Below are 22,509 nucleotides of genomic sequence, written 5' to 3'. Positions count from 1 at the left end.
CCCTCAGACGATCGGGTCGTGGACGGTGACCAGCTTGGTGCCGTCCGGGAAGGTGGCCTCCACCTGGACTTCGTGGATCATCTCGGGGATGCCGTCCATCACGTCGTCCCTGGTCAGCACCTTGCGGCCGGAGGACATCAGCTCGGCGACGGTCCGGCCGTCGCGGGCGCCCTCCAGGATGTGCGACGTGATGAGCGCGATCGCCTCGGGGTGGTTGAGCTGCACGCCGCGGGCCCGGCGCCGCTCGGCCACGTCCGCCGCCACATGGATCAGCAGTCGCTCTTGCTCGTGCGGGGTCAGTTGCACGTCCCACCTCACAGTCCTCGCTCCGGACCGTGCGGGGCCCGGTTGCCGCGGCCACGGCTCGGGGCCGGCTCATGGCGAAAACCCCTGGTGGCGTGGGAGCGAAGGCTAGTTCGCCGGCGTTTCGGCGACGTTAACCGGCGCGCGTTCGGCGCGGCTCGGCCGTCAGGTGGTGCCGGGCCGGCGGTGCTCGGCGGCGATACCGAAGCGCTGCCGCTCCTGCGGCACGGAGGCGGGGACCTCGCGGACGCCGGAGACGGAGCTGATCACCTGCTCGTCCTGCTCCGCGGCCTGCGCGTCGAGCGCTTCGAGCCGCGCCAGGTCGGCGGCGGAGACCAGTGCGACGAGCGGTTTGCCGTGCCGGGTCACCACGACCCGCTCACTGCCGTAGACCACCCGGTTGATCAGGTCGGCGAGCTCAGCCCTGGCTTGCGTCACCGGAATCTCGTAGGCCATGCACCCATTCTAACGTCACGTACATCCTGTACATTTTTTACAGAAGCGGGGTCGCCAGTGGCCCCGTCGATCAGGAGGGGTGTGCCATGACCCGATCCAACGCCCGACATGTCCTGCCCGAGTTCACCGAGCGCGACGGAGGCGTCCGCCGCACGCTCGACCCGTACTCCAAGCTGTTCGAACACCGGATCGTGCTGCTGGGCACGCCGCTGGACGACGCGGCGGCCACCGATGTGATCGCCCAGCTCATGCAGCTCGAACACGCCGCCCCGGACCGGGACATCACGCTGTACCTGAACTGCCCCGGCGGCGACTTCCACGCCATGACGGCGGTGTACGACACGATGCGCTACGTCGGCTGCGACGTGGAGACCTACTGCCTCGGCCAGGTCGTCTCGGTGGCCGCCGTGCTGCTGGCGGCCGGGGCGCCGGGCAAGCGGTTCGCGCTGCCCGGCTCGCGGGTGGTGCTGCGCCAGCCGGAGCTGGCCGAGCCGGTGCGGGGGCAGCCCAGCGACCTGGAGATCAAGGCGGCGGAGCTGGTGCGGGCGCGGGAGCTGATGGAGGAGCTGCTCGTCCGGCACACCGGCCGGGACGCCGCCACCGTCCACGCCGACCTGGAGCGCGAGCGGGTGCTGGACGCCACCGGCGCCCTGGAACACGGCCTGGTCGACGGGATCGTGGGCGCCCGCGAGAACCTGCCCGGCGCCCGGTGAGCGGGCCGTGCTGCCGGAGGAGCTGCCGCCGCTGCCCGCGCTGACCCGGGCCGAGGGCGAGCTGATCGACCGTTACCTGGAGGCGGCCGACCTGCTGGGCCGGGCCAACCCGGCCCGGCACGGGGACACGTACCGGGCCCTCAGGGCCGCGCAGGCGCTGGTCCGCACGGCGGCCGCGCTCCGCGACGCGCTCGCACTGATGCACGGACGGGGCGAACGGGAGCTGCACGGGCGCACGCTGGCACACGCCCTGCGGGTGCTGGACGGGGAGCGCCGCACCGCGCGCGTCGCGCTCCCGCCCGACGGTGTCGGCTGACCCGGACACCGCCTACGGCCGGACGGGGCCCGGCGTGTCGTCCGCCGAGCCGAAACAGGCCGAACGTGCTACCGCCGACCGGTGTATCTCCGGGCCCGTTTCCGGGCCCGCCGACTTGCGCGCGAAGCCCCCTGCGGGCCGCAGCGCGGCGACCGAAGCCCAGGTCCGGGGCCGTGGAGGGGAGTTGACGGCGGCTCGGACACACCCCTGTCCACCCGAACGGGTGAGTGGTGAGTAACACCACAAACCCCCGGTTCCATTGGGATTTTCGGACAGGAGTGGGCCAAGATCCCTGACTGACGACAAGACCCCGCCACAACGGCGGGGCGCATCCGGGCGGACGCCGAGTCCTGCCGCCACCCGGATGACCGGTCGACAGAAGTGCATCGGCAGGAGTGGAGGACCCGAGCAAGCCGGGTCGCCGGGACGGATGTCCGCGAGTCGCGGACGATCGTGCCGAGCAGCCCTTGGGGTGAAGCCGTGGTGACACGGCCGGGCAACTTCGCCAGCCCGAATCCGACAGGTCATCCTTCACAGGCGGCTGACGAAGGGTTGCGCATGACTGCGCTCAATCGTGTCCCGTCGCTGATGGCTCGGGCCGGCACCGCCTCGGCCCTCACCCTGGCCGCCGTGGGCGGCTCGATCATGGTGCCGGGTCTGGCCACCGACGCCTCCGCCGCGACCACCGCGTCGAAGGCACTGAAGGTCGCGGCGTCCAAGAAGGGCGCCCCCTACCGCTACGGAGCCACCGGGCCGGGCCGCTTCGACTGCTCGGGCCTGACGCTGTACTCGTTCAAGAAGGCCGGCAAGAAGCTGCCGCGCACGGCAGCCCAGCAGTACAACAAGACGCACCACATCTCCTCGGGCCGCCGCAAGGCCGGTGACCTGGTGTTCTTCCACTCGGGTTCCAGCGTCTACCACGTCGGCATCTACGCCGGTAAGGGCAAGATCTGGCACGCGCCGAAGACCGGGGACGTGGTGCGGCTCCAGAAGATCTGGACCAAGAGCGTCTGGTACGGCCGGGTCAACTAGGTCCGGCGGGACACGGCCGGGGACGGCCTCAACGGGCGTACGCGCGCCCCGAGGCCGCTCCCGGCGCCCACCGGGGCCCACCGGGGCCCTCAGTCGGCCCTCAATGGGCTCTCAGCGGGCCGGAGAGGGCTCCGGGCAGGCCGTGGCGGGCCGCGGCTGGCTCGGCACGCACCAGGGCAGCTCGACGAAGACCGTCTTGCCGCCCTCGCGGGTCGGGCGGACGCGCAGCTTGCCGCCGCACTCGACGGTGAGGCACCGGATGATGGCCATACCGCGCCCGTTGTCCTGGGCGACGGCGGCCGGAAGTCTCTTCGGCATCCTCGGGTGGCTGTCCGTCACCCCGATGAGCAGCAGCTCGTCACGGGCCAGTACGACGTCCACGGTGAAGGTGGGCGACTGGCCCAGGGTGTGCTGGACGGCGTTGGTGGCCAGTTCGGAGACGATGAGGCGCACGGTGTCGGTGACCTCGTCGTCCGCGGGGAGCCCCCAGCTCGCCAGCGTGCCCACCACGTAGGACCTGGCCGTGCGGACCGAGGCGGGATCGCTCGGCAGAGTGACGGATGCTTCCAGATGGTCTGCCATGGCGAAGTCGTCCCTTTCCCACGGGTGCGCCCGCCGTCCTCCCACGGGCCGCGCGGCGACGCGGGGCGGAGGTCGGGCATGATCCCGCTCTGGTGCCTGCACGCCAGCCTGCCATCACGGAAGCGGTCCGGTGAACCAACCCCCCAGATACGCGGACATCTGTCGCTCAACGGGGTGAACTCTGCGACGCGAGACCGTATTTGACGGGGTTTTTCCGGGCCTCAGCAGGGCCGAACGGCGGTGATGACCCGTACGGCCCGTTCGATGTCCGCCTCCGACAGGTCCGCGCGCGCGGTCAGCCGCAGCCGGGAGACGCCGTCCGGGACGGACGGCGGGCGGAAGCAGCCCACCGACAACCCCTCGGCCCGGCAGTCCGCGGCCCAGCGCACGGCGGCCTCGGGGGACGGCGCCCGTACGGAGACCACGGCCGCGTCGGGCCGTACCGCCGCGAGGCCCTCGGCGGTCAGCCGGGCGTGCAGTTCGGCGGCGACCGCGCGGACGCGGGCCGGGCGCTCCGGTTCGCGCCGGAGCAGGCGCAGCGCGGCGAGCGCGGCGCCCGCCGCGGCGGGGGCGAGGCCGGTGTCGAAGATGAACGTCCGCGCGGTGTTGACCAGATGGCCGATCACCCGCGCCGGGCCCAGCACCACCCCGCCCTGGCTGCCCAGCGACTTGGACAGCGTCGCCGTGGCCACCACGTCGGCCGCGCCGGCGAGCCCCGCGGCGTGAACCGCGCCCCGGCCGCCCTCCCCGAGGACGCCGAGGCCGTGGGCGTCGTCCACGACCAGTCCGGCTCCGTGTTCCCGGCAGGCGCGGGCCAGCGGGCCGAGGGGCGCCGCGTCGCCGTCGACGGAGAACACCGTGTCGGAGACGGCGACTGCCTCTCCCTGATGGGTCGCCAGGACCTTGGCCACGGCCTCCGGCTCGGCGTGCGCGACGACCTGGGTGGTGCCGCGCGCCAGGCGGCAGCCGTCGATGAGGGAGGCGTGGTTGCCCGCGTCGGAGACGATCAGCGAGCCGTGCGGGCCGAGCGCGGTGACGGCGGCGAGGTTGGCCGCGTAGCCGGAGGACAGCACGAGGCCCGCCTCGAAGCCGCAGAACTCGGCGAGTTCGGTCTCCAGGCGGGCGTGCAGCTCGGTGGTGCCGGTGACCAGCCGGGAGCCGGTGGCGCCGCCGCCCCAGGTGCGGGCCGCCCCGGCCGCGCCCTCGGTGACCTCCGGGTGGCGGGCCAGGCCCAGGTAGTCGTTGCTCGCCAGGTCCAGCAGGGGCGAGTCGGCGGGGCGGGGGCGCAGGGTCCGCAGGAGTCCGGCGCGGCGGCGCGCCTCGGCCTGCTCGTCGATCCAGCCGAACGCCATGGCTCCTCCGGGGGCTTGCTCTGGTGGGCGCTTGTGCAGACACCAGATTTTGTAGACAACAGACAGACACTAGCGGCGGGGAGAGCCGCCCATGATGTGGCAATACCCACACGGTGAACCCGGGTCGTTGTGCGAAGTCTCCTTGGCCCGGAGCGGTCGGGTAGGACAGGATCAACCCTCATGGACCTGCTGAACACGCTGGTGGACAAGGGACTGCGGCGCGAGACGCCGACGCGCGAGGAAGCGCTCGCCGTGCTCGCCACCTCCGACGACGACCTGCTCGATGTGGTGGCCGCGGCCGGCAAGGTGCGGCGGCACTGGTTCGGCCGCAGGGTGAAACTCAACTATCTGGTCAACCTCAAGTCGGGCCTGTGCCCGGAGGACTGCTCCTACTGTTCGCAACGCCTGGGCTCCACGGCGGGCATCCTCAAGTACACCTGGCTCAAGCCCGACCAGGCGTCCGAGGCGGCGGCCGCCGGGCTCGCCGGGGGCGCCAAGCGGGTCTGCCTGGTGGCGTCCGGGCGCGGTCCCACCGACCGGGACGTGGACCGGGTCTCGGACACCATCAAGGCCATCAAGGAACAGAACGACGGTGTCGAGGTGTGTGCCTGCCTGGGCCTGCTCTCCGACGGCCAGGCGGAGCGGCTGCGGGCGGCGGGCGCCGACGCCTACAACCACAACCTCAACACCTCCGAGTCGACCTACGGCGACATCACCACCACCCACACCTACGCCGACCGGGTGGACACGGTGCACAAGGCGCACGCGGCCGGTCTCTCCGCCTGCTCGGGTCTGATCGCGGGCATGGGTGAGCGCGACGAGGACCTGGTGGACGTGGTGTTCGCGCTGCGCGAGCTGGACCCGGACTCCGTTCCGGTGAACTTCCTGATCCCGTTCGAGGGCACCCCGCTGGCCAAGGAGTGGAACCTCACCCCGCAGCGCTGTCTGCGCGTCCTGGCGATGGTCCGCTTCGTCTGCCCGGACGTGGAAGTGCGGATCGCGGGCGGCCGTGAGGTGCACCTGCGTTCGCTCCAGCCGCTCGCGCTGCATCTGGCCAACTCGATCTTCCTCGGTGACTACCTGACCAGCGAGGGCCAGGCGGGCAAGGCCGACCTGGACATGATCGCGGACGCCGGGTTCGAGGTGGAGGGCGCGGACCAGGTGACGCTGCCGGAACACCGGGCGGCTGGCGGCGGGGGCGGCTGCGGGTCGCACGCGGCGGCGGGCGGGTGCGGGCCGGACGCGGAGGCTTCCGGGTGCGGGCCGCACGCCGGGGGCGGGGTCTGCGGTACGGCCCCGGTCGCGGCCGAGGCGCCCGCGTCCGCCGAGCCGCGCACCGACCTGGTCGCCGTGCGCCGCCGGGGTGCCGGGACGGACCTCGCGCCCAATGCGTGACCCGGGTACGGCCGAGCTGCTGGAGCTGGACCGGCGGCATGTGTGGCATCCGTACGGTCCGATGCCGGGCCGGAGCGAACCGCTCGTCGTGGAGTCGGCGAGCGGGGTCCGGCTGCGGCTGGCGGACGGCGCGGAGCTGGTCGACGGGATGTCGTCCTGGTGGTCGGCGATCCACGGCTACCGGCATCCGGTGCTGGACGAGGCCGCGCGCGAGCAGTTGGGGCGGATGAGCCATGTGATGTTCGGCGGGCTCACCCACGAGCCCGCCGTACGGCTGGCGAAGCTTCTTGTCGACATGTCGCCCGAGGGGCTCGAGCACGTCTTCCTGGCGGACTCCGGGTCGGTGTCCGTCGAGGTGGCCGTCAAGATGTGCCTCCAGTACTGGCGTTCGCTCGGCCGCCCCGGCAAGCGGCGCCTGCTGACCTGGCGCGGCGGGTACCACGGCGACACCTGGCACCCCATGTCGGTGTGCGATCCGGAGGGCGGTATGCACGGGCTGTGGTCCGGCGCGCTGCCCCGCCAGGTCTTCGCGGACGCGCCGCCCGCCGGCTACGAGGAGGCGTACGCGGAGCACTTGCGGTCCCTGATCGAGCGGCACGCGGACGAACTGGCCGCCGTGATCGTGGAGCCGGTGGTACAGGGCGCGGGCGGGATGCGGTTCCACTCCCCCGCGTATCTGCGGGTGCTGCGCGAGGCGTGCGACGCGCACGGCGTACTGCTGGTGTTCGACGAGATCGCCACCGGCTTCGGGCGTACGGGCGCGCTGTTCGCGGCGGAGCATGCCGCGGTCTCGCCCGATGTGATGTGCGTGGGCAAGGCGCTGACCGGCGGTTACCTCACGCTGGCGGCGACCTTGTGCAGCGCGCGGGTGGCCGACGGCATCTCGCGCGGCGAGTTGCCGGTGCTCGCGCACGGACCGACCTTCATGGGCAACCCGCTGGCCGCCAACGTGGCGTGTGCCTCGCTGGAACTGCTGCTCGGGCAGGACTGGCGGGGCGAGGTCAAGCGGATCGAGTCCGGCCTGCGGGAGGGTCTCGCCGGGGCCGCGGAGCTGCCCGGCGTCCGGGACGTGCGCGTGCTGGGCGCCATCGGGGTGGTCCAGCTCGGTCACGAGGTGGACATGGCGGCCGCGACGCGGGCCGCCGTGCGGGAGGGCGTGTGGCTGCGCCCCTTCCGCGATCTGGTCTACACGATGCCGCCGTACGTCACGGACGACGCGGACGTGGCACGGATCGCGCGCGCGGTGTGCGCCGCGGCGCGGGAGGGATGACATGCCGGTACTGGTGATCACGGGCACGGGCACGGAGATCGGCAAGACGATGGTGACGGCCGCCGTGGCGGCCTCCGCTGTCGCGGCCGGCCGCTCGGTGGCCGTCCTGAAGCCCGCGCAGACGGGCGTGGGTCCGGACGAGCGCGGCGACGCCGACGAGGTGGTCCGCCTCGCGGGTCCGGTCACGGCCCGCGAACTGGCCCGCTACCCCGACCCGTTGGCCCCCGCCACGGCCGCCCGCCGCTCCGGGCTCCCTCCCGTCCACCCCCAGGACGTGGCGGAAGCCGCCGCCAAGCTCGCCACCGACCACGACCTGGTCCTGATCGAGGGCGCGGGCGGCCTCCTGGTCCGCTTCGACCCCGCGGGCAACACCCTCGCCGACGCGGCGGCCCTGCTGAACGCCCCGGTCCTCCTGGTCGCCCCGGCCGGCCTGGGCACCCTGAACGCGACGGAGCTGACGGCCCGCGAACTGAAGCGCCGCGAGCTGGAGTTGACCGGCGTGGTCATCGGCTCCTGGCCCCCCTCCCCCGACCTCGCCACCCGCTGCAACGTCACCGACCTCCCGGAGGTCGCGGGAGCCCCCCTCCTGGGCGCCCTCCCCCAGGGCACCGGCACCCTGCCCCCTGCGGACTTCCGCACCCAGGCCCCGGCCTGGCTGTCCCCCCGCCTGTGGGGGACGTGGGACGCGGACGGGTTCCGGGAGCGGGAGGGGGTGGCCTAGGAGCGTACGGATTCCTCCCCTGCCGCATCCGCCGCTCCACCGATTGCCGAACACCGTTTCAGGTGTGGTTCGGGTCACACTAGGCTCGGGCGTGGTCGTGGAGTCGGGCTGTCGAGGCGTTGGGGAGTGCATCTTGTTCACATCTGCTGCTCAGGACGCGCCGGGCGCGGTGCCGGGCCGGGGGACGGTGGCGCGGGCCCGGGGGCTGACCAAGGCGTACGGGACCGGGGAGACGGCCGTGGTCGCGCTGGACTCGGTGGACGTGGACATCGCGCGGGGGAGGTTCACCGCCGTGATGGGGCCCTCGGGGTCGGGGAAGTCGACGCTGATGCACTGCCTGGCCGGGCTGGACACGGTCTCGGCCGGGCAGGTGTGGCTCGGGGACACCGAGATCACAGGGTTGAAGGACGCCGAGCTGACCCGGCTGCGCCGGGACCGGATCGGGTTCGTCTTCCAGTCGTTCAATCTGATCCCCACCCTGACGGCGGCGGAGAACATCACCTTGCCGATGGACATCGCGGGCCGCAGGCCCGAGCCCGGCTGGGTGGACCAGGTGATCGACCGGCTGGGGCTGCGGGACCGGCTCGGGCACCGCCCGGCCCAGTTGTCCGGCGGCCAGCAGCAGCGGGTCGCGTGTGCGCGGGCGCTGGCCTCGCAGCCGGAGCTGATCTTCGCGGACGAGCCCACCGGCAACCTGGACTCCCGCTCGGGTCTGGAGGTGCTGGGCTTCCTGCGCAGCGCGGTGGACGACCTGGGGCAGAGCGTGGTCATGGTGACGCACGACCCCGGTGCCGCCGCCCACTCCGACCTGGTGCTCTTCCTCGGGGACGGCCGGATCGTGGACCGGATGGAGCGGCCCACGGCGGACACCGTGCTGGAGCGGATGAAGGCGTTCGACGTGGTGCGGGGCCGGCTCGGCGACGACGCCGTGGCGCGGGAGGACTGAACCACCGTGCTCAAGGCGACCCTGAGAAGTTTTCTCGCGCACAAGGGGCGGCTGGCGCTCTCCGCGCTGGCCGTCGTGCTGTCCGTGGCGTTCGTCTCGGGAAGCCTGATCTTCTCCGACACGGTGACCCGTACCTTCGACCGGCTGTTCGCGTCCACCGCGGCGGATGTGACGGTCGGCCCGAAGCAGGACCTGCGCTCCCCCGTCCCCGGCGGCGCGACACAGACGGTCCCCGCCGGCCTCGCGGGCCGGGTGGCTAAGGTCCCCGGTGTCGCCGAGGCGCACGCCGACGTGTCGGTGCAGAACGTCACGGTGGTCGACAGCCGCAACCGGTCCGTCGGCCCGACCACCGGCGCCCCGACGATCGCGACTTCCTGGCACGTGACCGACCGCAGCCCGGTGGAGCTGACCTCGGGTCACGCCCCGCGCGGCGCGGACCAGGCGCTGCTGGACGCGGACACGGCGGGCAAGAAGCACGTCGGCATCGGAGACACGCTGACCGTGCAGGCCCAGCCGGGCACGTTCCGGGTACGGGTCGTCGGCATCGCCACCTTCCGCACCACCAACCCCGGCGCCGCCCTGGTCTTCCTGGACCAGGCCACGGCCGGGAAGCAGTTGCTGGGCTCGGCGGACAAGGCCACCGCCATCTCGGTGCAGGCCGCGCCGGGCGTCACCGACCCGGAGCTGAAGAACCGGGTGGCCGCCGCGATCGGCAGCGGTGGCTACGAGCTGCGGACCGCCGCCGAGCAGGCCAAGTCGGCGGCGGCGAACCTGGGCGGCTTCCTCGACGTGATCAAGTACGTGATGCTGGGATTCGCCGGGATCGCGGTGCTCGTCGGCGTCTTCCTGATCGTCAACACCTTCTCCATGCTGATCGCCCAGCGCACCCGGGAACTCGGCCTGCTGCGGGCGCTGGGCGCGGACCGGCGTCAGGTGCGGCGCTCGGTGCTGCTGGAGGCGCTGCTGCTCGGCGTGGCGGGCTCCACGCTGGGCCTCGCGGCCGGGATCGGGATGGCGTACGGGCTGATCCGGCTGATGAGCCTGTTCGGGATGAACCTGAAGGCCACCGAGATGGTGATCGGCTGGGGCACGCCGGTCGCGGCGTACGTGGTCGGGGTCGGCGTCACCTTCGTCGCCGCGTACCTCCCCGCGCGGCGGGCGGCGACGGTGTCGCCGATGGCGGCGCTGTCGGACGCGGAGATCGCCGGGGTGGACAAGCCGCTGACCGGCCGGGCGATCGCGGGCGCGGTCATGGGCGTGGCCGGGGCGGCGGCGCTGGCCGGGTGCGTGGCGGCGACGAAGGCGGCTCCGGCCGCCGCGCTGCTGGGGCTCGGCGTGGTGCTGACCCTGATCGCCATGGTGATCGCCGGACCGCTGCTGGTGCGGCCGGTGATCCGGGTGCTGGGCGGCGCGTTCCCGGCGCTGTTCGGCTCGGTGGGCCGGATGAGCCAGCGCAACGCGCTGCGCAACCCGCGCCGTACGGGCGCCACGGCGGCGGCGCTGATGGTGGGCCTCGCACTGGTCGGCGGGATGTCGGTGGCGAGCGCCTCGATGTCGGCCTCCTTCGACCGGCAGATCGACCGCACCCTGGGCGCGGACTTCATCGTGCAGAGCGCCAACTTCACCCCGTTCAGCGCCGATGTGCGGCGCACGGTGCAGGGGACGGAGGGCGTCGGGCTGGTCGTACCGCAGCGGATCACGCCGCTCGCGGTGCGGATGCCGGACGGCAAGCGGGTGCAGACGACCGCCTCCGCGTACGGTCCGCGGCTGGACGACGTCGTGCACCTCACCTACGCGAGCGGCGGCACCGGGGCCGCGCTGGCGGACGGCCGGCTGGCGATGGACGCCGGGTTCGCGCGGGACCACGGGGCGCGGACGGGCAGCGTGCTGCCGGTCGAGTTCCCCGGCGGCAAGGTGGTCCCGCTGACGGTCGGCGCGCTCACCAACCTGGATTCGCCGGAGGGCTTCGGCACGCAGGGCGGCATCTTCCTGGGCCTCGGCACGGTCGAGAAGTACGTCCCCGGCGGCCAGGACTCGGTGCTCTATGTCAACGCCGCGCCCGGCACCGACGCGGCCGGGCTGCGGGCCGCCCTGACCTCTGCGCTCAAGCCGTACCCGCAGCTCCAGGTCCGCGACCAGGCCGACTACAAGAAGCTGGTGCACGATCAGATCTCGGTGCTGCTGTACCTGGTGTACGCGCTGCTCGGGCTGGCGATCGTGATCGCGGTGCTCGGGGTGGTCAACACGCTGGCGCTGTCGGTGGTGGAGCGCACCCGGGAGATCGGTCTGCTGCGGGCGATCGGCCTGAGCCGGCGGCAGTTGCGCCGGATGATCCGGCTGGAGTCGGTGGTGATCGCGGTGTTCGGCGCGGTCCTCGGGCTGGCGCTGGGACTGGTGTGGGGCGTGTGCGGCCAGCAGGTGCTGGCGCTGCGCGGGATGAAGGAACTCCAGGTGCCCTGGAGCACCATCGTCGCCGTGATGATCGGCTCGGCGGTGGTGGGCGTGGTCGCGGCCCTGCTCCCGGCGCTGCGGGCGTCGCGGATGAACGTGCTGGCGGCCATCGCCCACGAGTGAGCGGGCCCGGTCCGGTGGCGGGTTTCTCCCCGGCACGGCACGGTATAGATGGTCCGTACCGCGTGAACTGCAAGGGGGCGCGTCCCGGCGCGGACCTCGGGCTCGCTCGCGGGCCCGCGCGTCTTTCAGGGCCGCCAGGCCCGGCCTGTCACCCAGGTACCGCGTCCCCCAGCCGGAAAAAGGGATGCGCCATGACGACGAACTCCAGCGACGGTCAGGTCGGCTTCGCCGATCTCGACCTGGCCCCCGAGATCCAGGGAGCGCTGACCGCGCTCGGCTACGAGGAGCCCACGCCGATCCAGCAGGAGGCCATCCCGCCCCTGCTGCAGGGCAACGACCTGCTGGGACAGGCGGCCACGGGCACGGGCAAGACCGCCGCGTTCGCGCTGCCGGTGATCCAGCGCATCGCCGCCGAGGGCAAGGGCAAGGGGCCCAGCGCGCTGGTGCTGGTGCCGACCCGTGAGCTGGCCATCCAGGTCTCCGAGGCCGTGCACCGCTACGGCAACGCCCTCGGCGTCCGCGTACTGCCGGTCTACGGCGGGCAGCCCATCGGCCGGCAGCTCCGCGAACTCCAGCGCGGGGTGGACGTGGTGGTGGCGACACCGGGCCGGGCCCTGGACCACATCGCGCGCGGCACGCTGCCGCTCGGCGGTCTGCGCACGGTCGTGCTGGACGAGGCCGACGAGATGCTGGACATGGGGTTCGCCGAGGACATCGACTCGATCCTGGAGAACGTGCCGGAGGAGCGGCAGACGGTGCTGTTCTCGGCGACGATGCCCTCGCGGATCGACTCCATGGCGCGCAAGCACCTCAGCGACCCGGTGCGGGTGCGGATCGAGCGGGAGGCCCCGGCGCCCGGCGAGGCGCCGCGCATCCGGGAGTCGGCGTACATCGTGGGGCGGGCGCAGAAGCCGGCCGCGCTGGGGCGGCTGCTGGACGTGGAGTCCCCGGAGGCGGCGATCGTGTTCTGCCGCACCCGCGACCAGGTCGACCAGCTCTCCGAGACCCTGAACGGCCGCGGCTACCGCGCCGAGGCCCTGCACGGCGGGCTGAGCCAGGAGCAGCGGGACCGGGTGATGGGCAGGCTGCGCGGCGGTACGGCGGACCTGCTGGTTGCCACCGACGTCGCGGCGCGCGGCATCGACGTCGAGCACCTCACCCACGTGATCAATTACGACGTGCCCTCCGCGCCGGAGTCGTACGTGCACCGCATCGGCCGGGTCGGGCGCGCGGGCCGCGAGGGCGTGGCGATCACGCTGGCCGAGCCCCGCGAGTCCCGGATGCTCAAGGCGATCGAGCGGGCGACCGGCCGCAAGGTCCCGCTGGAGAAGGTGCCCTCGGTGGCCGACCTGCGGGCCAGGCGGCTGGAGCTGACGCGGGCCGCGCTGCACGAGAGCCTGCTGGAGGACGAGGACCTGGAGCGCTTCCGGGTGGTGGTGGAGACCCTCGGGGACGAGTTCGACGTGATGGACGTGGCGCTGGCGGCGGTGAAGCTGGCGCACGAGTCCGGCGGCGCGGCCTTCGATGAGGAGGAGATCCCGGAGCTGGCGCCGAGGGACCGCGACCGCGGCGACCGGGGCCGGGGCGACCGCGACCGGGGCCAGCGCGGACGGCCCCGCGGCCGGACCTCGCCGGGCATGACCCGCCTGTTCGTCGGCGCCGGGCGCAGCTCGGGCGTACGGCCGCAGGACATCGTCGGCGCCATCGCCGGGGAGACCCGGCTGAGCGGCCGGGACATCGGCGCGATCGAGATCGCGGACCGCTTCTCCCTGGTGGAGGTCCCCGAGGAGGCGGCGGACGACGTGGTGAGCGCGATGCGCGGCGCCAACGTCAAGGGCCGCCGGGCCCAGGTACGCCGAGAGCGGGACCAGTCCCGCTGACGGGGAGTGCGGCCGCCGGGTCTCGCATGCCGGAAACTCCCTGGCCCGGCGTCCGGGTGCTCTGCTTGGCTCGGCTCATGAGCGATCCGGGCATCCGTCACGCCGTCCCCGCCGACATCGACGCCGTGCTGGCGTTCTGGGGCGAGGCGGCAGAGGGCACGAGCATCAGCGACGACCACGCGGGGGTGGCCCGGCTGATCGAGCGGGACCCGGAGGCGCTGCTCCTGGCGGAGCTGGACGGGGAGCTGGTGGGCACGGTCATCGCGGGCTTCGACGGCTGGCGGTGCTCGGCCTACCGGCTCGCGGTGCACCCCGGCCACCGGCGCCGGGGCATCTCGCGGGCGCTGCTGGCGGCGGCCGAGGACCGGTTCGCGGCGCTGGGCGGGCGCCGGGTGGACGCGATGGTGCTGGTGCGCAACGAGAGCGCACATCATGCCTGGAGCGCTGCGGGGTATGGGCCGGAGGAGAAGTGGCGTCGCTGGGTCAAGCCGCTGAACGGCTGAACCCGTACGGGCCGCTTTGCTGATCCTTTACCATTGAGGCAGCACCTCGGCACTCGATGAAAGGTTGTGAGCGTCCACCCATGGGCGATCCTCCCAGTCCGCGCCACCGACATCGCGCGGTCCACCCCGTCCTGACCGATCCTGGGACGGAGGTGACCCGATGACCGAAGTGCTGCTCCTGCTGGTGGCGATCCTGCTGTCGCTCGCCTGCGGTGCCTTCGTGGCAGCCGAGTTCTCGCTCACCACGGTCGAGCGCGGCGAACTGGAGCGGGCGGCCGCGCGCGGCGAGACCGGCGCCCCCGGCGCGCTCAAGGCCGTACGCAACCTCACCTTCCAGCTCTCCGGCGCGCAGCTCGGCATCACCGTCACCAACCTGGTCGTCGGCATGCTGGCCGAGCCGTCCATCGCGGCGCTGCTGTCGGGGCCGTTCCGGGCGATGGGCCTGTCCGACACCTCGGCCCGCTCGGCCGCGCTGGTGCTGGGCACCGCCCTGTCGACGGTGTTCCTGATGGTCGTCGGCGAACTGGTGCCGAAGAACTGGGCGATCTCCTCGCCGCTGGCCGTGGCCAAGCGGGTGGGCACCCCGCAGCGCTGGTTCAGCCTCGCCTTCCGCCCCTTCATCACCCACCTCAACAACACCGCCAACCGGGTCGTCCGCCGCTTCGGCCTGGAGCCCGCCGAGGAACTGGCCTCCGCGCGCGGCCCGCAGGAGCTGGTGGCGCTGGCCCGGCACTCCGCCAAGTCGGGCGCGCTGGAGCCGGACACCGCCGAGCTGTTCGTGCGCACGCTGAACCTCGCCGATCTGACGGCGGAGAACGTGATGACCCCGCGCGTCCAGGTCGTCGCCCTCGACACCCTGGCCACTTGCGAGGACGTGGCGAACGCGACGCGGGCCACCGGCCTGTCCCGCTTCCCGGTCTACCGGGGCAACCTGGACTCGGTCGTCGGCGTCGCCCACATCAAGGACGTACTGGCGCTGCCCGCGGAGGACCGGCCGGTCCGCTCGGTCACCCAGATCATGCGCGAACCCCTGCTGGTCCCGGAGTCCCTGACCGTGGACCGGCTGCTGGACCGGCTGTCGGGCAAGCGCACCATGGCCGTCGTCATAGACGAGTACGGGGGCACGGCGGGCGTGGCGACGCTGGAGGACATCGTCGAGGAGGTCGTGGGCGAGGTCCGCGACGAGCACGACCCGCACGAGACCCCCGACCTGGCCCCGGCCGGCACCGACGACGAGGGCCGCGCCCTGTACTCGGCGGACGGCGCGGCCCGCACCGACCAACTGGCGCGGGTGGGCCTGAGGGTGCCCGACGGCCCGTACGAGACGCTGGCCGGGCTGATCGCCACCGAGCTGGGCCGTATCCCGAAGGCCGGCGACAGCGTGCACGTCGACGGCTGGCGCCTCGACGTCGTGGACGCCTCCGGGCACCGGGCCGCGCGGGTGCTGCTGCACGCGCCGGTGAAGGAATCGGACGGCACGCACGCCGACAAGTCGACGGGGAGGGCGCGATGACCGCCGTACAGATCCTGATCGGTCTGGCGACCCTGGTCGTCAACGCCTTCTTCGTGGGCGCCGAGTTCGCGCTGATCTCGGTGCGCCGCTCGCAGGTGGAGCCGCTGGCCATGGAGGGCGACAGGCGGGCCCGGCGGGTGGTGTGGGGGCTGGAGCACGTGTCGGCGCTGATGGCGGCCGCGCAGCTCGGCATCACGCTGTGCACGCTGGTCCTCGGTGTGGTCGCGGAACCGGCCATCGCGCATCTGCTGGAGCCGGTCTTCCACGCGATGGGGGTGCCCTCGGGCGCCGGGCACGCGGTGTCGTTCGTGATCGCGCTGGCCCTGGCCACCTATCTGCACATGCTGCTGGGCGAGATGGTGCCGAAGAACATCGCGCTGGCCGAGCCGGTCCGTACCGCGCTGCTGCTCGGGCCGCCGCTGGTGGCGCTGGCCCGCGCGCTGCGCCCGGTGATCTTCGCCATCAACGCCTTCGCCAACGGCCTGCTGAAGCTGCTGCGGGTGGAGGCCAAGGACGAGGTGTCCGCGACCTTCACCGACACCGAGCTGGCCGAGATCGTCAAGGACGCCACCGAAGCGGGCCTGATCGACGACCGGGCGCAGGAGCGCCTGCACGACGCGCTGGAGCTGGGCAGCCGCCCGGTCCGGGACGTGGTGGTGCCGCTGGAGCGGGTGGTCTACACGAGCGTCGGGGTGACCCCGGAGCAGTTGGAGCGGCTGTCGGCGGAGTCGGGGTTCTCCCGGTTCCCGGTGGTCGACGTGGGGCGCCGGATCGTGGGCTACCTGCATGTGAAGGACGCGCTGGACGCCTCGCCGCGCGACGTGCCGTTCCGGCTGCGCGACATGCGGCCGATCGCGCGGGTGCGGGAGTCGACCCCGCTGGACGACGTGCTCACCGCGATGCGCGGCAGCCGTACGCATGTGGCGGCGGTGATCGGCGCGGACGGGAAGCTGGCTGGGCTTGTGACCATGGAGGACGTGCTGCGGGAGCTGTTCGGGCAGCCCGCCTGAGCGGTGCGGGGGCCGGGTACGGGGGCACCGACCGGCGGGTATGGCGCCGGGATACCATCGCTGTCGCCATGCAGACGAATCCCACACCTCCCGCGTACACCAGCCTCGTCGCCGTCGGTGACTCCTTCACCGAGGGCATGTCGGACCTGCTGCCCGACGGCTCCTACCGGGGCTGGGCGGACCTCCTGGCGGCCCGGATGGCCGCCCGCACGCCCGGTTTCCGGTACGCCAACCTCGCGGTACGCGGCAAGCTTATCCAGCAGATCGTGGACGAGCAGGTCCCGCTCGCGGCCGCGATGCGGCCCGACGTGATCACGCTGGTCGGCGGCCTCAACGACACCCTGCGCCCCAAGTGCGACATGGTCCGGGTACGGGACCTGCTGACCGAGGCCGTGGAAACGCTGGCCCCGAACTGCGAGCGGCTGGTGCTGATGCGCAGCCCCGGCCGCCAGGGCCCGGTGCTGGACCGGTTCCGGCCGCGCATGGAGGAGCTGTTCGCCTGCGTGGACGAGCTGGCCGCCAAGCACGACACGGTGGTGGTCGACCTGTACGGCGCGCCCTCGCTGGGCGACCCGCGCCTATGGGATGTGGACCGGCTGCACCTCACCCACGAGGGGCACCGCAGGGTGGCGGAGGCGGTCTGGCAGGCGCTCGGCCACGACGCCGAGGACGCCGAGTGGCGCACCCCGATGGCGGCCACCCCGCCGCTGGGCTGGCGCGCCCGCCGGGTCGAGGACGTGCGGTTCGCCCGGACGTACCTGCTGCCGTGGATAGGCCGCCGCCTCACCGGCCGCTCCTCCGGCGACGGCCTCCCGGCCAAGCGCCCGGACCTGCTGCCCTACGAGGTGACGCACGAGGACCCGGCGTAGCACCGGTCACCCGGTGCGGGAGTCGGCACCCTCCAGGGGAACGCCGAGCCGCCCGGCGACGGTGGTGAGGGCCGGGCCCAGGGGAAGGGCGACGCGGGCGAGGGCGTGGACGTCGCCCCGGGTCGGGGCCAGGTTGACGACGAGCACCGGCTTGCCGGCCTCGGCCGCCTGGCGGACGAAGCGGAGCCCGGACATCACCGTCAGCGAGGAGCCGAGCACCAGCAGCGCGGTCGCCTCGCGGACCAGGGCCCGGCAGTGCGCGACCCGGGCGGGCGGAACGGCCTCGCCGAAGAACACCACGTCCGGCTTGAGGATGCCGCCGCAGACCGCGCAGGGCACCACGCGGAAGTCGCCGACCTGGTCGTCGGTGAGGTCGGCGTCGCCGTCCGGGTTGATGCCGGCGGCCACCGGGTCGAACCCCGGATTCGCCTCCTCCAGGCGCCCGGCGAGGACGCGGCGGGGGCTGAGGTCGCCGCAGGAGAGGCAGACGACCCGGTCGAGGCTGCCGTGGAGTTCCACCACGTCCTCGCTCCCGGCCGCCTGGTGCAGGCCGTCGACGTTCTGGGTGATCACGCCGGACAGCAGGCCGTGCCGTCCGAACGCGGCGACCGCCCGGTGCCCGGCGTTGGGACGGGCCCGGCCGAAGGTCCGCCAGCCGAGGTGGCTGCGGGCCCAGTACCGGCGCCTGGCCTGGGCCCCACCGGTGAAGTCCTGGTAGGTCATCGGGGTGTGCCGGCTCAGGCTGCCGCCCTCGCCCCGGTAGTCGGGGATGCCGGACTCGGTGGAGATGCCCGCCCCGCTGAGCACGAGCACCCCGCCCGCGCCCAGTGCCTCGGCGACCGGCGCCGGATCGGTGATGCCCGGCGGCAGATCGCCGCTCGGGGTCCAGCTCAACGTAGGACGCATGCGCATACCGCAAGAGTAGGGAATCCGCCTTCGGTGCCCGCTCCGCGCGCCTTGTAGCTTCCTCCGAGCCACCCCACGGCGCTGGCCTGCACGAATCGCCAGTACAATCCGTACACGTGACTTCAGCGCCCGCCAAGCCCCGCATCCCCAACGTCCTCGCCGGACGGTACGCCTCCGCCGAGCTCGCCACGCTCTGGTCGCCCGAGCAGAAGGTGAGGCTGGAGCGACAGCTCTGGCTCGCCGTGCTGCGCGCCCAGAAGGATCTGGGCATCGAGGTGCCGGACGAGGCGATCGCCGACTACGAGCGCGTCCTCGACACCGTGGACCTGGCCTCCATCGCCGAGCGCGAGAAGGTCACCCGGCACGACGTGAAGGCGCGGATCGAGGAGTTCAACGATCTCGCCGGGCACGAGCACGTCCACAAGGGCATGACCTCGCGCGACCTCACCGAGAACGTCGAGCAGCTCCAGATCCGGCTCTCCCTGGAGCTGGTCCGCGACCGCACGGTGGCCGTGCTGGCCCGCCTCGGCAGGCTGTCCGGCGAGTACGCCGAGCTGGTCATGGCCGGGCGCTCGCACAACGTGGCCGCGCAGGCCACCACCCTGGGCAAGCGGTTCGCCACCGCCGCCGACGAGCTGCTGGTGGCCTACGGCCGGGTCGAGGAGCTGCTGGGCCGCTACCCGCTGCGCGGCATCAAGGGCCCGGTCGGCACCGCGCAGGACATGCTGGACCTGCTGGGCGGGGACGCGGCCAAGCTGGCCGAGCTGGAGCAGCGCATCGCCCACCACCTGGGCTTCGGCCAGGCGTTCACCTCGGTCGGCCAGGTCTACCCGCGCTCGCTGGACTACGAGGTCGTCACCGCGCTGGTGCAGTTGGCGGCGGCGCCGTCCTCGCTGGCCAAGACCGTCCGGCTGATGGCCGGGCACGAGCTGGTCACCGAGGGCTTCAAGCCCGGCCAGGTCGGCTCGTCCGCGATGCCGCACAAGATGAACACCCGCTCCTGCGAGCGCGTCAACGGCCTGATGGTGATCCTGCGCGGTTACGCCTCGATGACCGGCGAGCTGGCGGGCGACCAGTGGAACGAGGGTGACGTGTCCTGCTCGGTGGTGCGCCGGGTCGCGCTGCCGGACGCGTTCTTCGCGCTGGACGGCCTGTTGGAGACGTTCCTGACCGTGCTGGACGAGTTCGGCGCCTTCCCGGCCGTCGTCGCCCGCGAGCTGGACCGCTACCTGCCGTTCCTCGCCACCACCAAGGTGCTGATGGGCGCGGTGCGCGCGGGCGTCGGCCGCGAGGTCGCGCACGAGGCGATCAAGGAGAACGCGGTGGCCACCGCGCTCGCCATGCGCGAGCAGGGCGCCGAGCGCAACGATCTGCTGGACAAGCTCGCCGCCGACGACCGGCTGCCGCTGGACCGCGAGCAGTTGGCCGCCCTGATGGCGGACAAGCTGTCCTTCACCGGTGCGGCCGCCGACCAGGTCGGCGTGGTCGTGGGCCGGATCGAGGAGATCGCCAAGCAGCGCCCGCAGGCGGCCGGTTACACCCCCGGGGCGATTCTCTGACCCGCTTCACCCAGGCAGAGCTGGAGGCCGCCCGCGACCGTCTCGTCCCCGACGTGCTCGCGGACGGCCTCCATGTCCTGTTCTGCGGCATCAATCCGGGCCTGATGTCGGCGGCCACCGGCCACCACTTCGCCCGCCCCGGCAACCGCTTCTGGCCGGTGCTGCACCGCTCCGGCTTCACCCCGCGCCAACTGAACCCCGCCGAGGAGCGCGAACTGCTCTCCTACGGTCTCGGCATCACCAACGTGGTCGCCAGGGCCTCGGCCCGCGCGGACGAGCTGTCGCCCGAGGAGTACGTCGAGGGCGGCCGGGTGCTGGCGGCCAAGGTGGAGCGCTGCGCACCCCGCTGGCTGGCCGTGGTCGGCGTGACCGCCTACCGGGCCGCCTTCGGCGACCGCAAGGCCCAGGTGGGGCCGCAGGAGCGCACGTTCGGGGATACGCGGGTCTGGGTGCTGCCCAATCCCAGCGGTCTGAACGCCCACTGGACCATGGCGGGCATGGCGGAGGAGTTCGCTCGGCTGCGCGAGGCGGCCGGGGACTAGGGCGGGGGCGTACGGGTCGCCATGGCGAGGAGGCGTATCTCGTCGGCCTCGTCCCGGTCGGCCACGCCGACGGCGAGCCAGACCTCCCCCGCCTGCCACACGTCGAGTTCGTCGGTGCGCAGGCAGAGGGTGGCCCAGGGTTCGGGTATGTCTTCGCCGCGTGCGAGCCGTAGGCGGAGCGTGAGCTGGCCCCAGGGAGGTGTCTCGCCCCAGCGGGCGGCGAGGCGCTGGGCTATCGCTTCGCGGAGGGCCTGGAGGTCGTCCGCAGCCCTTCTCGGTCCGTGGCCGGGCTCCAGTTCCACGGTGTGGTGACCGGCCCCGCCCGCCGGGAGGTCCCGCGTGCGGAGCCGGTCGATGGCGGCGAGGTGCCGTGCGACGACGTCCATGTGTTCCAGTAAAGCCGCCGCCACTGACAATTGGCGGCGCGTCAGGCGTCCCGCCGCCGTACGCACCACGCGCCCGCCCCCAGTGCCGCGCCCGCCCACAGCGCGGTCACCGCGAGCCCGGTCCAGGGACCGAGCGGTCCCTCCGGGGCGCTGTGCAGGGCGAGTTGACCCGCGCGGTCGGGCAGGTAGTCGGCGGCGCCGGAGGCGAGGTCGCCGACGACGAAGGACACGGTCAGCAGGAAGGGGATCAGCAGCCCGAGCGTGCCGGCCCCGCTGCGCAGCACGGCCGCGAGTCCGGCGGCGAACAGCGCCATCAGCGTCAGGTACAGCGCGCAGCCGACCGCCCCGCGCAGCCCCTCGGCCCAGGTGAGCCCCGTCGTCGCCCTGCCCACCGCCAGCGTGACCAGCCGGTCGGCAGCCCCACCGCGAGCATCGGCAGCGCGACGGCGACGGCCTTCGCGGCGAACCACCGCGTCCGGTCCGGCACGGCGGCGAGCGTCAGCCGCAGCGCACCGCCCCGGTACTCGCCGGACACCGCCAGCGCGCCGAAGACCACGGCGGCGACCTGGCCGAGGCTGACGCCGGAGAACACCGAGTACAGCGGGTCGGACCGGCCGGCCCGGGCCGCGGTGACCGCCGAGAAGGCCACGGTGACGACGAGCACCGCCCCCAGCGCCCCGAGCAGCGACCGCAGCGTCCGGATCTTGATCCACTCGGCGTGCAGTACGGGTACGAACGGCATGGTCAGACCTCCTGCGGCTGTGCGGTGAACTCGGCCTCGCCGGCCGTCAGACCGAGGTACGCCTCCTCCAGACTCGCCTCCCGCGCGGCGAGTTCGAGCACGGGCACCCCCTCCTCCGCCAGCAGCCGCCCGAGTTCCTCCACACGCGCGTGCCGCACGGTCCACGTACCGTCCGCCGCCCGCTCCCCCTCGTACCCGTGCCGGGCGAGGACGGCCCCCAGCGCGTCGGCGTCGGTGCTGCGGACCCGCACCCGGGGGCGTACGCGGGCGTCGATGAATTCGCGCACCGGGATGTCCGCGAGGAGGCGGCCCCGGCCGAGGACGACCAGGTGGTCCGCGAACGCGGCCGTCTCCCCCATCAGATGGCTGGCGACCAGGACCGTTCGGCCCTCCCCCGCCAGCCCGCGCAGCAGCGTGCGGACCCAGACGATGCCCTCGGGGTCGAGGCCGTTGGCGGGTTCGTCGAGCAGGATCACCTCGGGGTCCCCGAGGAGCGCGGCGGCGATGCCGAGGCGCTGGCGCATGCCCAGGGAGAAGGTGCGCACCCGGCGCCGGGCCACGGGGGCGAGGCCGGTCTGCTCCAGCACCTCGCCGACGCGGGTGACCGGGAGGCGGTTGCTCACGGCGAGGGCCAGCAGGTGGTCGTGGGCCGTGCGGGAGCCGTGGGCGGCGCGGGCGTCCAGCAGGGCGCCCACCCGGCGCAGGGGGTCGCGGAGTTCGGCGTAGGGGCGGCCGTCGAGGGTGGCGGTGCCGGAGGTGGGGCGGTCGAGGCCGAGGACGAGCCGCATGGCGGTGGACTTGCCCGCGCCGTTGGGGCCGAGGAAGCCCGTGACCCGGCCGGGGCGGACGGTGAGGGTCAGGTGGTCGACGGCGCGTCTGCCGCCGTACTCCTTGGTGAGGTCGCGGAGTTCGATGCTGGTCATGGCAAGAGCCTCGCCG

22 protein-coding genes, 1 pseudogene and 1 riboswitch are annotated in these 22,509 nt (G+C 73.3%); of the genes and pseudogenes, 15 read left to right on the top strand and 8 right to left on the bottom strand.

Annotated features, from left to right (window positions below; translation table 11 throughout):
* Nucleotides 1-3: 3 nt before the first annotated feature.
* The gene (locus ACZ3HQ_RS27535; protein ID WP_467515118.1) at nucleotides 4-306 is read right to left on the bottom strand and encodes an urease subunit gamma; all 303 of its coding nucleotides are present in this window, start codon (nucleotides 304-306) and stop codon (nucleotides 4-6) included.
* A 162-nt stretch (nucleotides 307-468) separates the two neighbouring features.
* The gene (locus ACZ3HQ_RS27530; RefSeq protein ID WP_467514959.1) at nucleotides 469-759 is read right to left on the bottom strand and encodes a type II toxin-antitoxin system Phd/YefM family antitoxin; all 291 of its coding nucleotides are present in this window, start codon (nucleotides 757-759) and stop codon (nucleotides 469-471) included.
* 86 nt (nucleotides 760-845) lie between these two features.
* Here ACZ3HQ_RS27530 and ACZ3HQ_RS27525 point away from each other — a divergent pair, with 86 nt between their 5' ends.
* From ACZ3HQ_RS27525 to ACZ3HQ_RS27515, 3 genes are all read left to right on the top strand, one after another.
* Entirely contained in the window at nucleotides 846-1,472 is a 627-nt protein-coding gene (locus ACZ3HQ_RS27525) for an ATP-dependent Clp protease proteolytic subunit (protein WP_467514957.1), read from the top strand.
* A gap of 7 nt (nucleotides 1,473-1,479) precedes the next feature.
* On the top strand, nucleotides 1,480-1,788 hold the full coding sequence (locus ACZ3HQ_RS27520; protein ID WP_467514956.1) for a hypothetical protein: 309 nt from the start codon (nucleotides 1,480-1,482) through the stop codon (nucleotides 1,786-1,788).
* 372 nt (nucleotides 1,789-2,160) lie between these two features.
* Nucleotides 2,161-2,343: riboswitch (cyclic di-AMP (ydaO/yuaA leader) on the top strand.
* Nucleotides 2,344-2,346: 3 nt separating this feature from the next.
* A complete protein-coding gene (locus ACZ3HQ_RS27515; protein ID WP_350750566.1) occupies nucleotides 2,347-2,820 on the top strand; it encodes a C40 family peptidase in 474 nt (157 codons plus the stop codon).
* Nucleotides 2,821-2,931: 111 nt separating this feature from the next.
* Here the strand turns inward: ACZ3HQ_RS27515 and ACZ3HQ_RS27510 are convergent, their stop codons facing one another.
* On the bottom strand, nucleotides 2,932-3,402 hold the full coding sequence (locus ACZ3HQ_RS27510) for an ATP-binding protein (RefSeq protein ID WP_467514954.1): 471 nt from the start codon (nucleotides 3,400-3,402) through the stop codon (nucleotides 2,932-2,934).
* A gap of 221 nt (nucleotides 3,403-3,623) precedes the next feature.
* Nucleotides 3,624-4,754, bottom strand: coding sequence for an 8-amino-7-oxononanoate synthase (locus tag ACZ3HQ_RS27505; RefSeq protein ID WP_467514952.1), 1,131 nt, complete (start codon nucleotides 4,752-4,754; stop codon nucleotides 3,624-3,626).
* 180 nt (nucleotides 4,755-4,934) lie between these two features.
* On the opposite strand from ACZ3HQ_RS27505, the gene bioB reads away from it, so the two are divergent.
* The 10 genes from bioB to ACZ3HQ_RS27455 all read left to right on the top strand — a co-directional run bounded on the left by bioB (nucleotide 4,935) and on the right by ACZ3HQ_RS27455 (nucleotide 17,435).
* Complete coding sequence (gene bioB / locus ACZ3HQ_RS27500; protein WP_467514950.1) at nucleotides 4,935-6,149, top strand: biotin synthase BioB; 1,215 nt, start codon at nucleotides 4,935-4,937, stop codon at nucleotides 6,147-6,149.
* Entirely contained in the window at nucleotides 6,142-7,419 is a 1,278-nt protein-coding gene (locus tag ACZ3HQ_RS27495; protein WP_467514949.1) for an adenosylmethionine--8-amino-7-oxononanoate transaminase, read from the top strand. Before bioB ends, ACZ3HQ_RS27495 begins: the two co-directional genes overlap by 8 nt.
* 1 nt (nucleotide 7,420) lies before the next feature.
* On the top strand, nucleotides 7,421-8,140 hold the full coding sequence (gene bioD, locus ACZ3HQ_RS27490; protein WP_467514947.1) for a dethiobiotin synthase: 720 nt from the start codon (nucleotides 7,421-7,423) through the stop codon (nucleotides 8,138-8,140).
* 133 nt (nucleotides 8,141-8,273) lie between these two features.
* Nucleotides 8,274-9,086: an ABC transporter ATP-binding protein gene (locus ACZ3HQ_RS27485; RefSeq protein ID WP_467514945.1), complete on the top strand. Its 813-nt coding sequence runs from the start codon at nucleotides 8,274-8,276 to the stop codon at nucleotides 9,084-9,086.
* 6 nt (nucleotides 9,087-9,092) lie between these two features.
* Entirely contained in the window at nucleotides 9,093-11,660 is a 2,568-nt protein-coding gene (locus ACZ3HQ_RS27480) for an ABC transporter permease (protein WP_467514943.1), read from the top strand.
* Nucleotides 11,661-11,851: 191 nt separating this feature from the next.
* Nucleotides 11,852-13,540, top strand: a complete 1,689-nt coding sequence (locus tag ACZ3HQ_RS27475) for a DEAD/DEAH box helicase (protein ID WP_467514941.1) — start codon at nucleotides 11,852-11,854, stop codon at nucleotides 13,538-13,540.
* Nucleotides 13,541-13,617: 77 nt separating this feature from the next.
* A complete protein-coding gene (locus ACZ3HQ_RS27470; protein WP_467514939.1) occupies nucleotides 13,618-14,043 on the top strand; it encodes a GNAT family N-acetyltransferase in 426 nt (141 codons plus the stop codon).
* A gap of 160 nt (nucleotides 14,044-14,203) precedes the next feature.
* Nucleotides 14,204-15,556 (top strand): hemolysin family protein, encoded by a 1,353-nt coding sequence (locus ACZ3HQ_RS27465; protein WP_467514937.1) that lies wholly within the window; start codon nucleotides 14,204-14,206, stop codon nucleotides 15,554-15,556.
* Nucleotides 15,553-16,566, top strand: coding sequence for a hemolysin family protein (locus tag ACZ3HQ_RS27460; RefSeq protein ID WP_467514935.1), 1,014 nt, complete (start codon nucleotides 15,553-15,555; stop codon nucleotides 16,564-16,566). Before ACZ3HQ_RS27465 ends, ACZ3HQ_RS27460 begins: the two co-directional genes overlap by 4 nt.
* Nucleotides 16,567-16,634: 68 nt before the next feature.
* Nucleotides 16,635-17,435 (top strand): SGNH/GDSL hydrolase family protein, encoded by an 801-nt coding sequence (locus ACZ3HQ_RS27455; protein WP_467514933.1) that lies wholly within the window; start codon nucleotides 16,635-16,637, stop codon nucleotides 17,433-17,435.
* Between the two features lie 6 nt (nucleotides 17,436-17,441).
* Here the strand turns inward: ACZ3HQ_RS27455 and ACZ3HQ_RS27450 are convergent, their stop codons facing one another.
* Nucleotides 17,442-18,347, bottom strand: coding sequence for an NAD-dependent protein deacetylase (locus ACZ3HQ_RS27450; RefSeq protein WP_467514931.1), 906 nt, complete (start codon nucleotides 18,345-18,347; stop codon nucleotides 17,442-17,444).
* A gap of 110 nt (nucleotides 18,348-18,457) precedes the next feature.
* Here ACZ3HQ_RS27450 and purB point away from each other — a divergent pair, with 110 nt between their 5' ends.
* Nucleotides 18,458-19,900, top strand: coding sequence for an adenylosuccinate lyase (gene purB, locus ACZ3HQ_RS27445; RefSeq protein ID WP_467514929.1), 1,443 nt, complete (start codon nucleotides 18,458-18,460; stop codon nucleotides 19,898-19,900).
* Nucleotides 19,897-20,442, top strand: coding sequence for a G/U mismatch-specific DNA glycosylase (mug, locus tag ACZ3HQ_RS27440; RefSeq protein ID WP_467515116.1), 546 nt, complete (start codon nucleotides 19,897-19,899; stop codon nucleotides 20,440-20,442). Before purB ends, mug begins: the two co-directional genes overlap by 4 nt.
* Here mug and ACZ3HQ_RS27435 read toward each other — a convergent pair.
* From ACZ3HQ_RS27435 to ACZ3HQ_RS27425, 3 genes and pseudogenes are all read right to left on the bottom strand, one after another.
* Nucleotides 20,439-20,828, bottom strand: coding sequence for a hypothetical protein (locus ACZ3HQ_RS27435; protein ID WP_467514927.1), 390 nt, complete (start codon nucleotides 20,826-20,828; stop codon nucleotides 20,439-20,441). The two genes, mug and ACZ3HQ_RS27435, sit on opposite strands and share 4 nt — an antisense overlap.
* A 41-nt stretch (nucleotides 20,829-20,869) precedes the next feature.
* Nucleotides 20,870-21,570, bottom strand: a pseudogene (locus ACZ3HQ_RS27430) (ABC transporter permease).
* A gap of 2 nt (nucleotides 21,571-21,572) precedes the next feature.
* Entirely contained in the window at nucleotides 21,573-22,493 is a 921-nt protein-coding gene (locus tag ACZ3HQ_RS27425; RefSeq protein WP_467514925.1) for an ATP-binding cassette domain-containing protein, read from the bottom strand.
* Nucleotides 22,494-22,509 lie beyond the last annotated feature (16 nt).

This window comes from Streptomyces sp. NPDC018263, assembly GCF_055562575.1.
This window is presented reverse-complemented; position numbering and strand designations above follow the sequence as displayed.

Bases quoted from the DNA above. Each gene is read 5' to 3' on its own strand.
- ACZ3HQ_RS27530 (WP_467514959.1), bottom strand. From the start codon at position 759: ATGGCCTACGAGATTCCGGTGACGCAAGCCAGGGCTGAGCTCGCCGAC.
- ACZ3HQ_RS27525 (WP_467514957.1), top strand. From the start codon at position 846: ATGACCCGATCCAACGCCCGACATGTCCTGCCCGAGTTCACCGAGCGC.
- ACZ3HQ_RS27515 (WP_350750566.1), top strand. From the start codon at position 2,347: ATGACTGCGCTCAATCGTGTCCCGTCGCTGATGGCTCGGGCCGGCACC.
- ACZ3HQ_RS27510 (WP_467514954.1), bottom strand. From the start codon at position 3,402: ATGGCAGACCATCTGGAAGCATCCGTCACTCTGCCGAGCGATCCCGCC.
- ACZ3HQ_RS27505 (WP_467514952.1), bottom strand. From the start codon at position 4,754: ATGGCGTTCGGCTGGATCGACGAGCAGGCCGAGGCGCGCCGCCGCGCC.
- bioB (WP_467514950.1), top strand. From the start codon at position 4,935: ATGGACCTGCTGAACACGCTGGTGGACAAGGGACTGCGGCGCGAGACG.
- ACZ3HQ_RS27495 (WP_467514949.1), top strand. From the start codon at position 6,142: ATGCGTGACCCGGGTACGGCCGAGCTGCTGGAGCTGGACCGGCGGCAT.
- bioD (WP_467514947.1), top strand. From the start codon at position 7,421: ATGCCGGTACTGGTGATCACGGGCACGGGCACGGAGATCGGCAAGACG.
- ACZ3HQ_RS27475 (WP_467514941.1), top strand. From the start codon at position 11,852: ATGACGACGAACTCCAGCGACGGTCAGGTCGGCTTCGCCGATCTCGAC.
- ACZ3HQ_RS27470 (WP_467514939.1), top strand. From the start codon at position 13,618: ATGAGCGATCCGGGCATCCGTCACGCCGTCCCCGCCGACATCGACGCC.
- ACZ3HQ_RS27465 (WP_467514937.1), top strand. From the start codon at position 14,204: ATGACCGAAGTGCTGCTCCTGCTGGTGGCGATCCTGCTGTCGCTCGCC.
- ACZ3HQ_RS27460 (WP_467514935.1), top strand. From the start codon at position 15,553: ATGACCGCCGTACAGATCCTGATCGGTCTGGCGACCCTGGTCGTCAAC.
- ACZ3HQ_RS27455 (WP_467514933.1), top strand. From the start codon at position 16,635: ATGCAGACGAATCCCACACCTCCCGCGTACACCAGCCTCGTCGCCGTC.
- ACZ3HQ_RS27450 (WP_467514931.1), bottom strand. From the start codon at position 18,347: ATGCGCATGCGTCCTACGTTGAGCTGGACCCCGAGCGGCGATCTGCCG.
- ACZ3HQ_RS27435 (WP_467514927.1), bottom strand. From the start codon at position 20,828: ATGGACGTCGTCGCACGGCACCTCGCCGCCATCGACCGGCTCCGCACG.
- ACZ3HQ_RS27425 (WP_467514925.1), bottom strand. From the start codon at position 22,493: ATGACCAGCATCGAACTCCGCGACCTCACCAAGGAGTACGGCGGCAGA.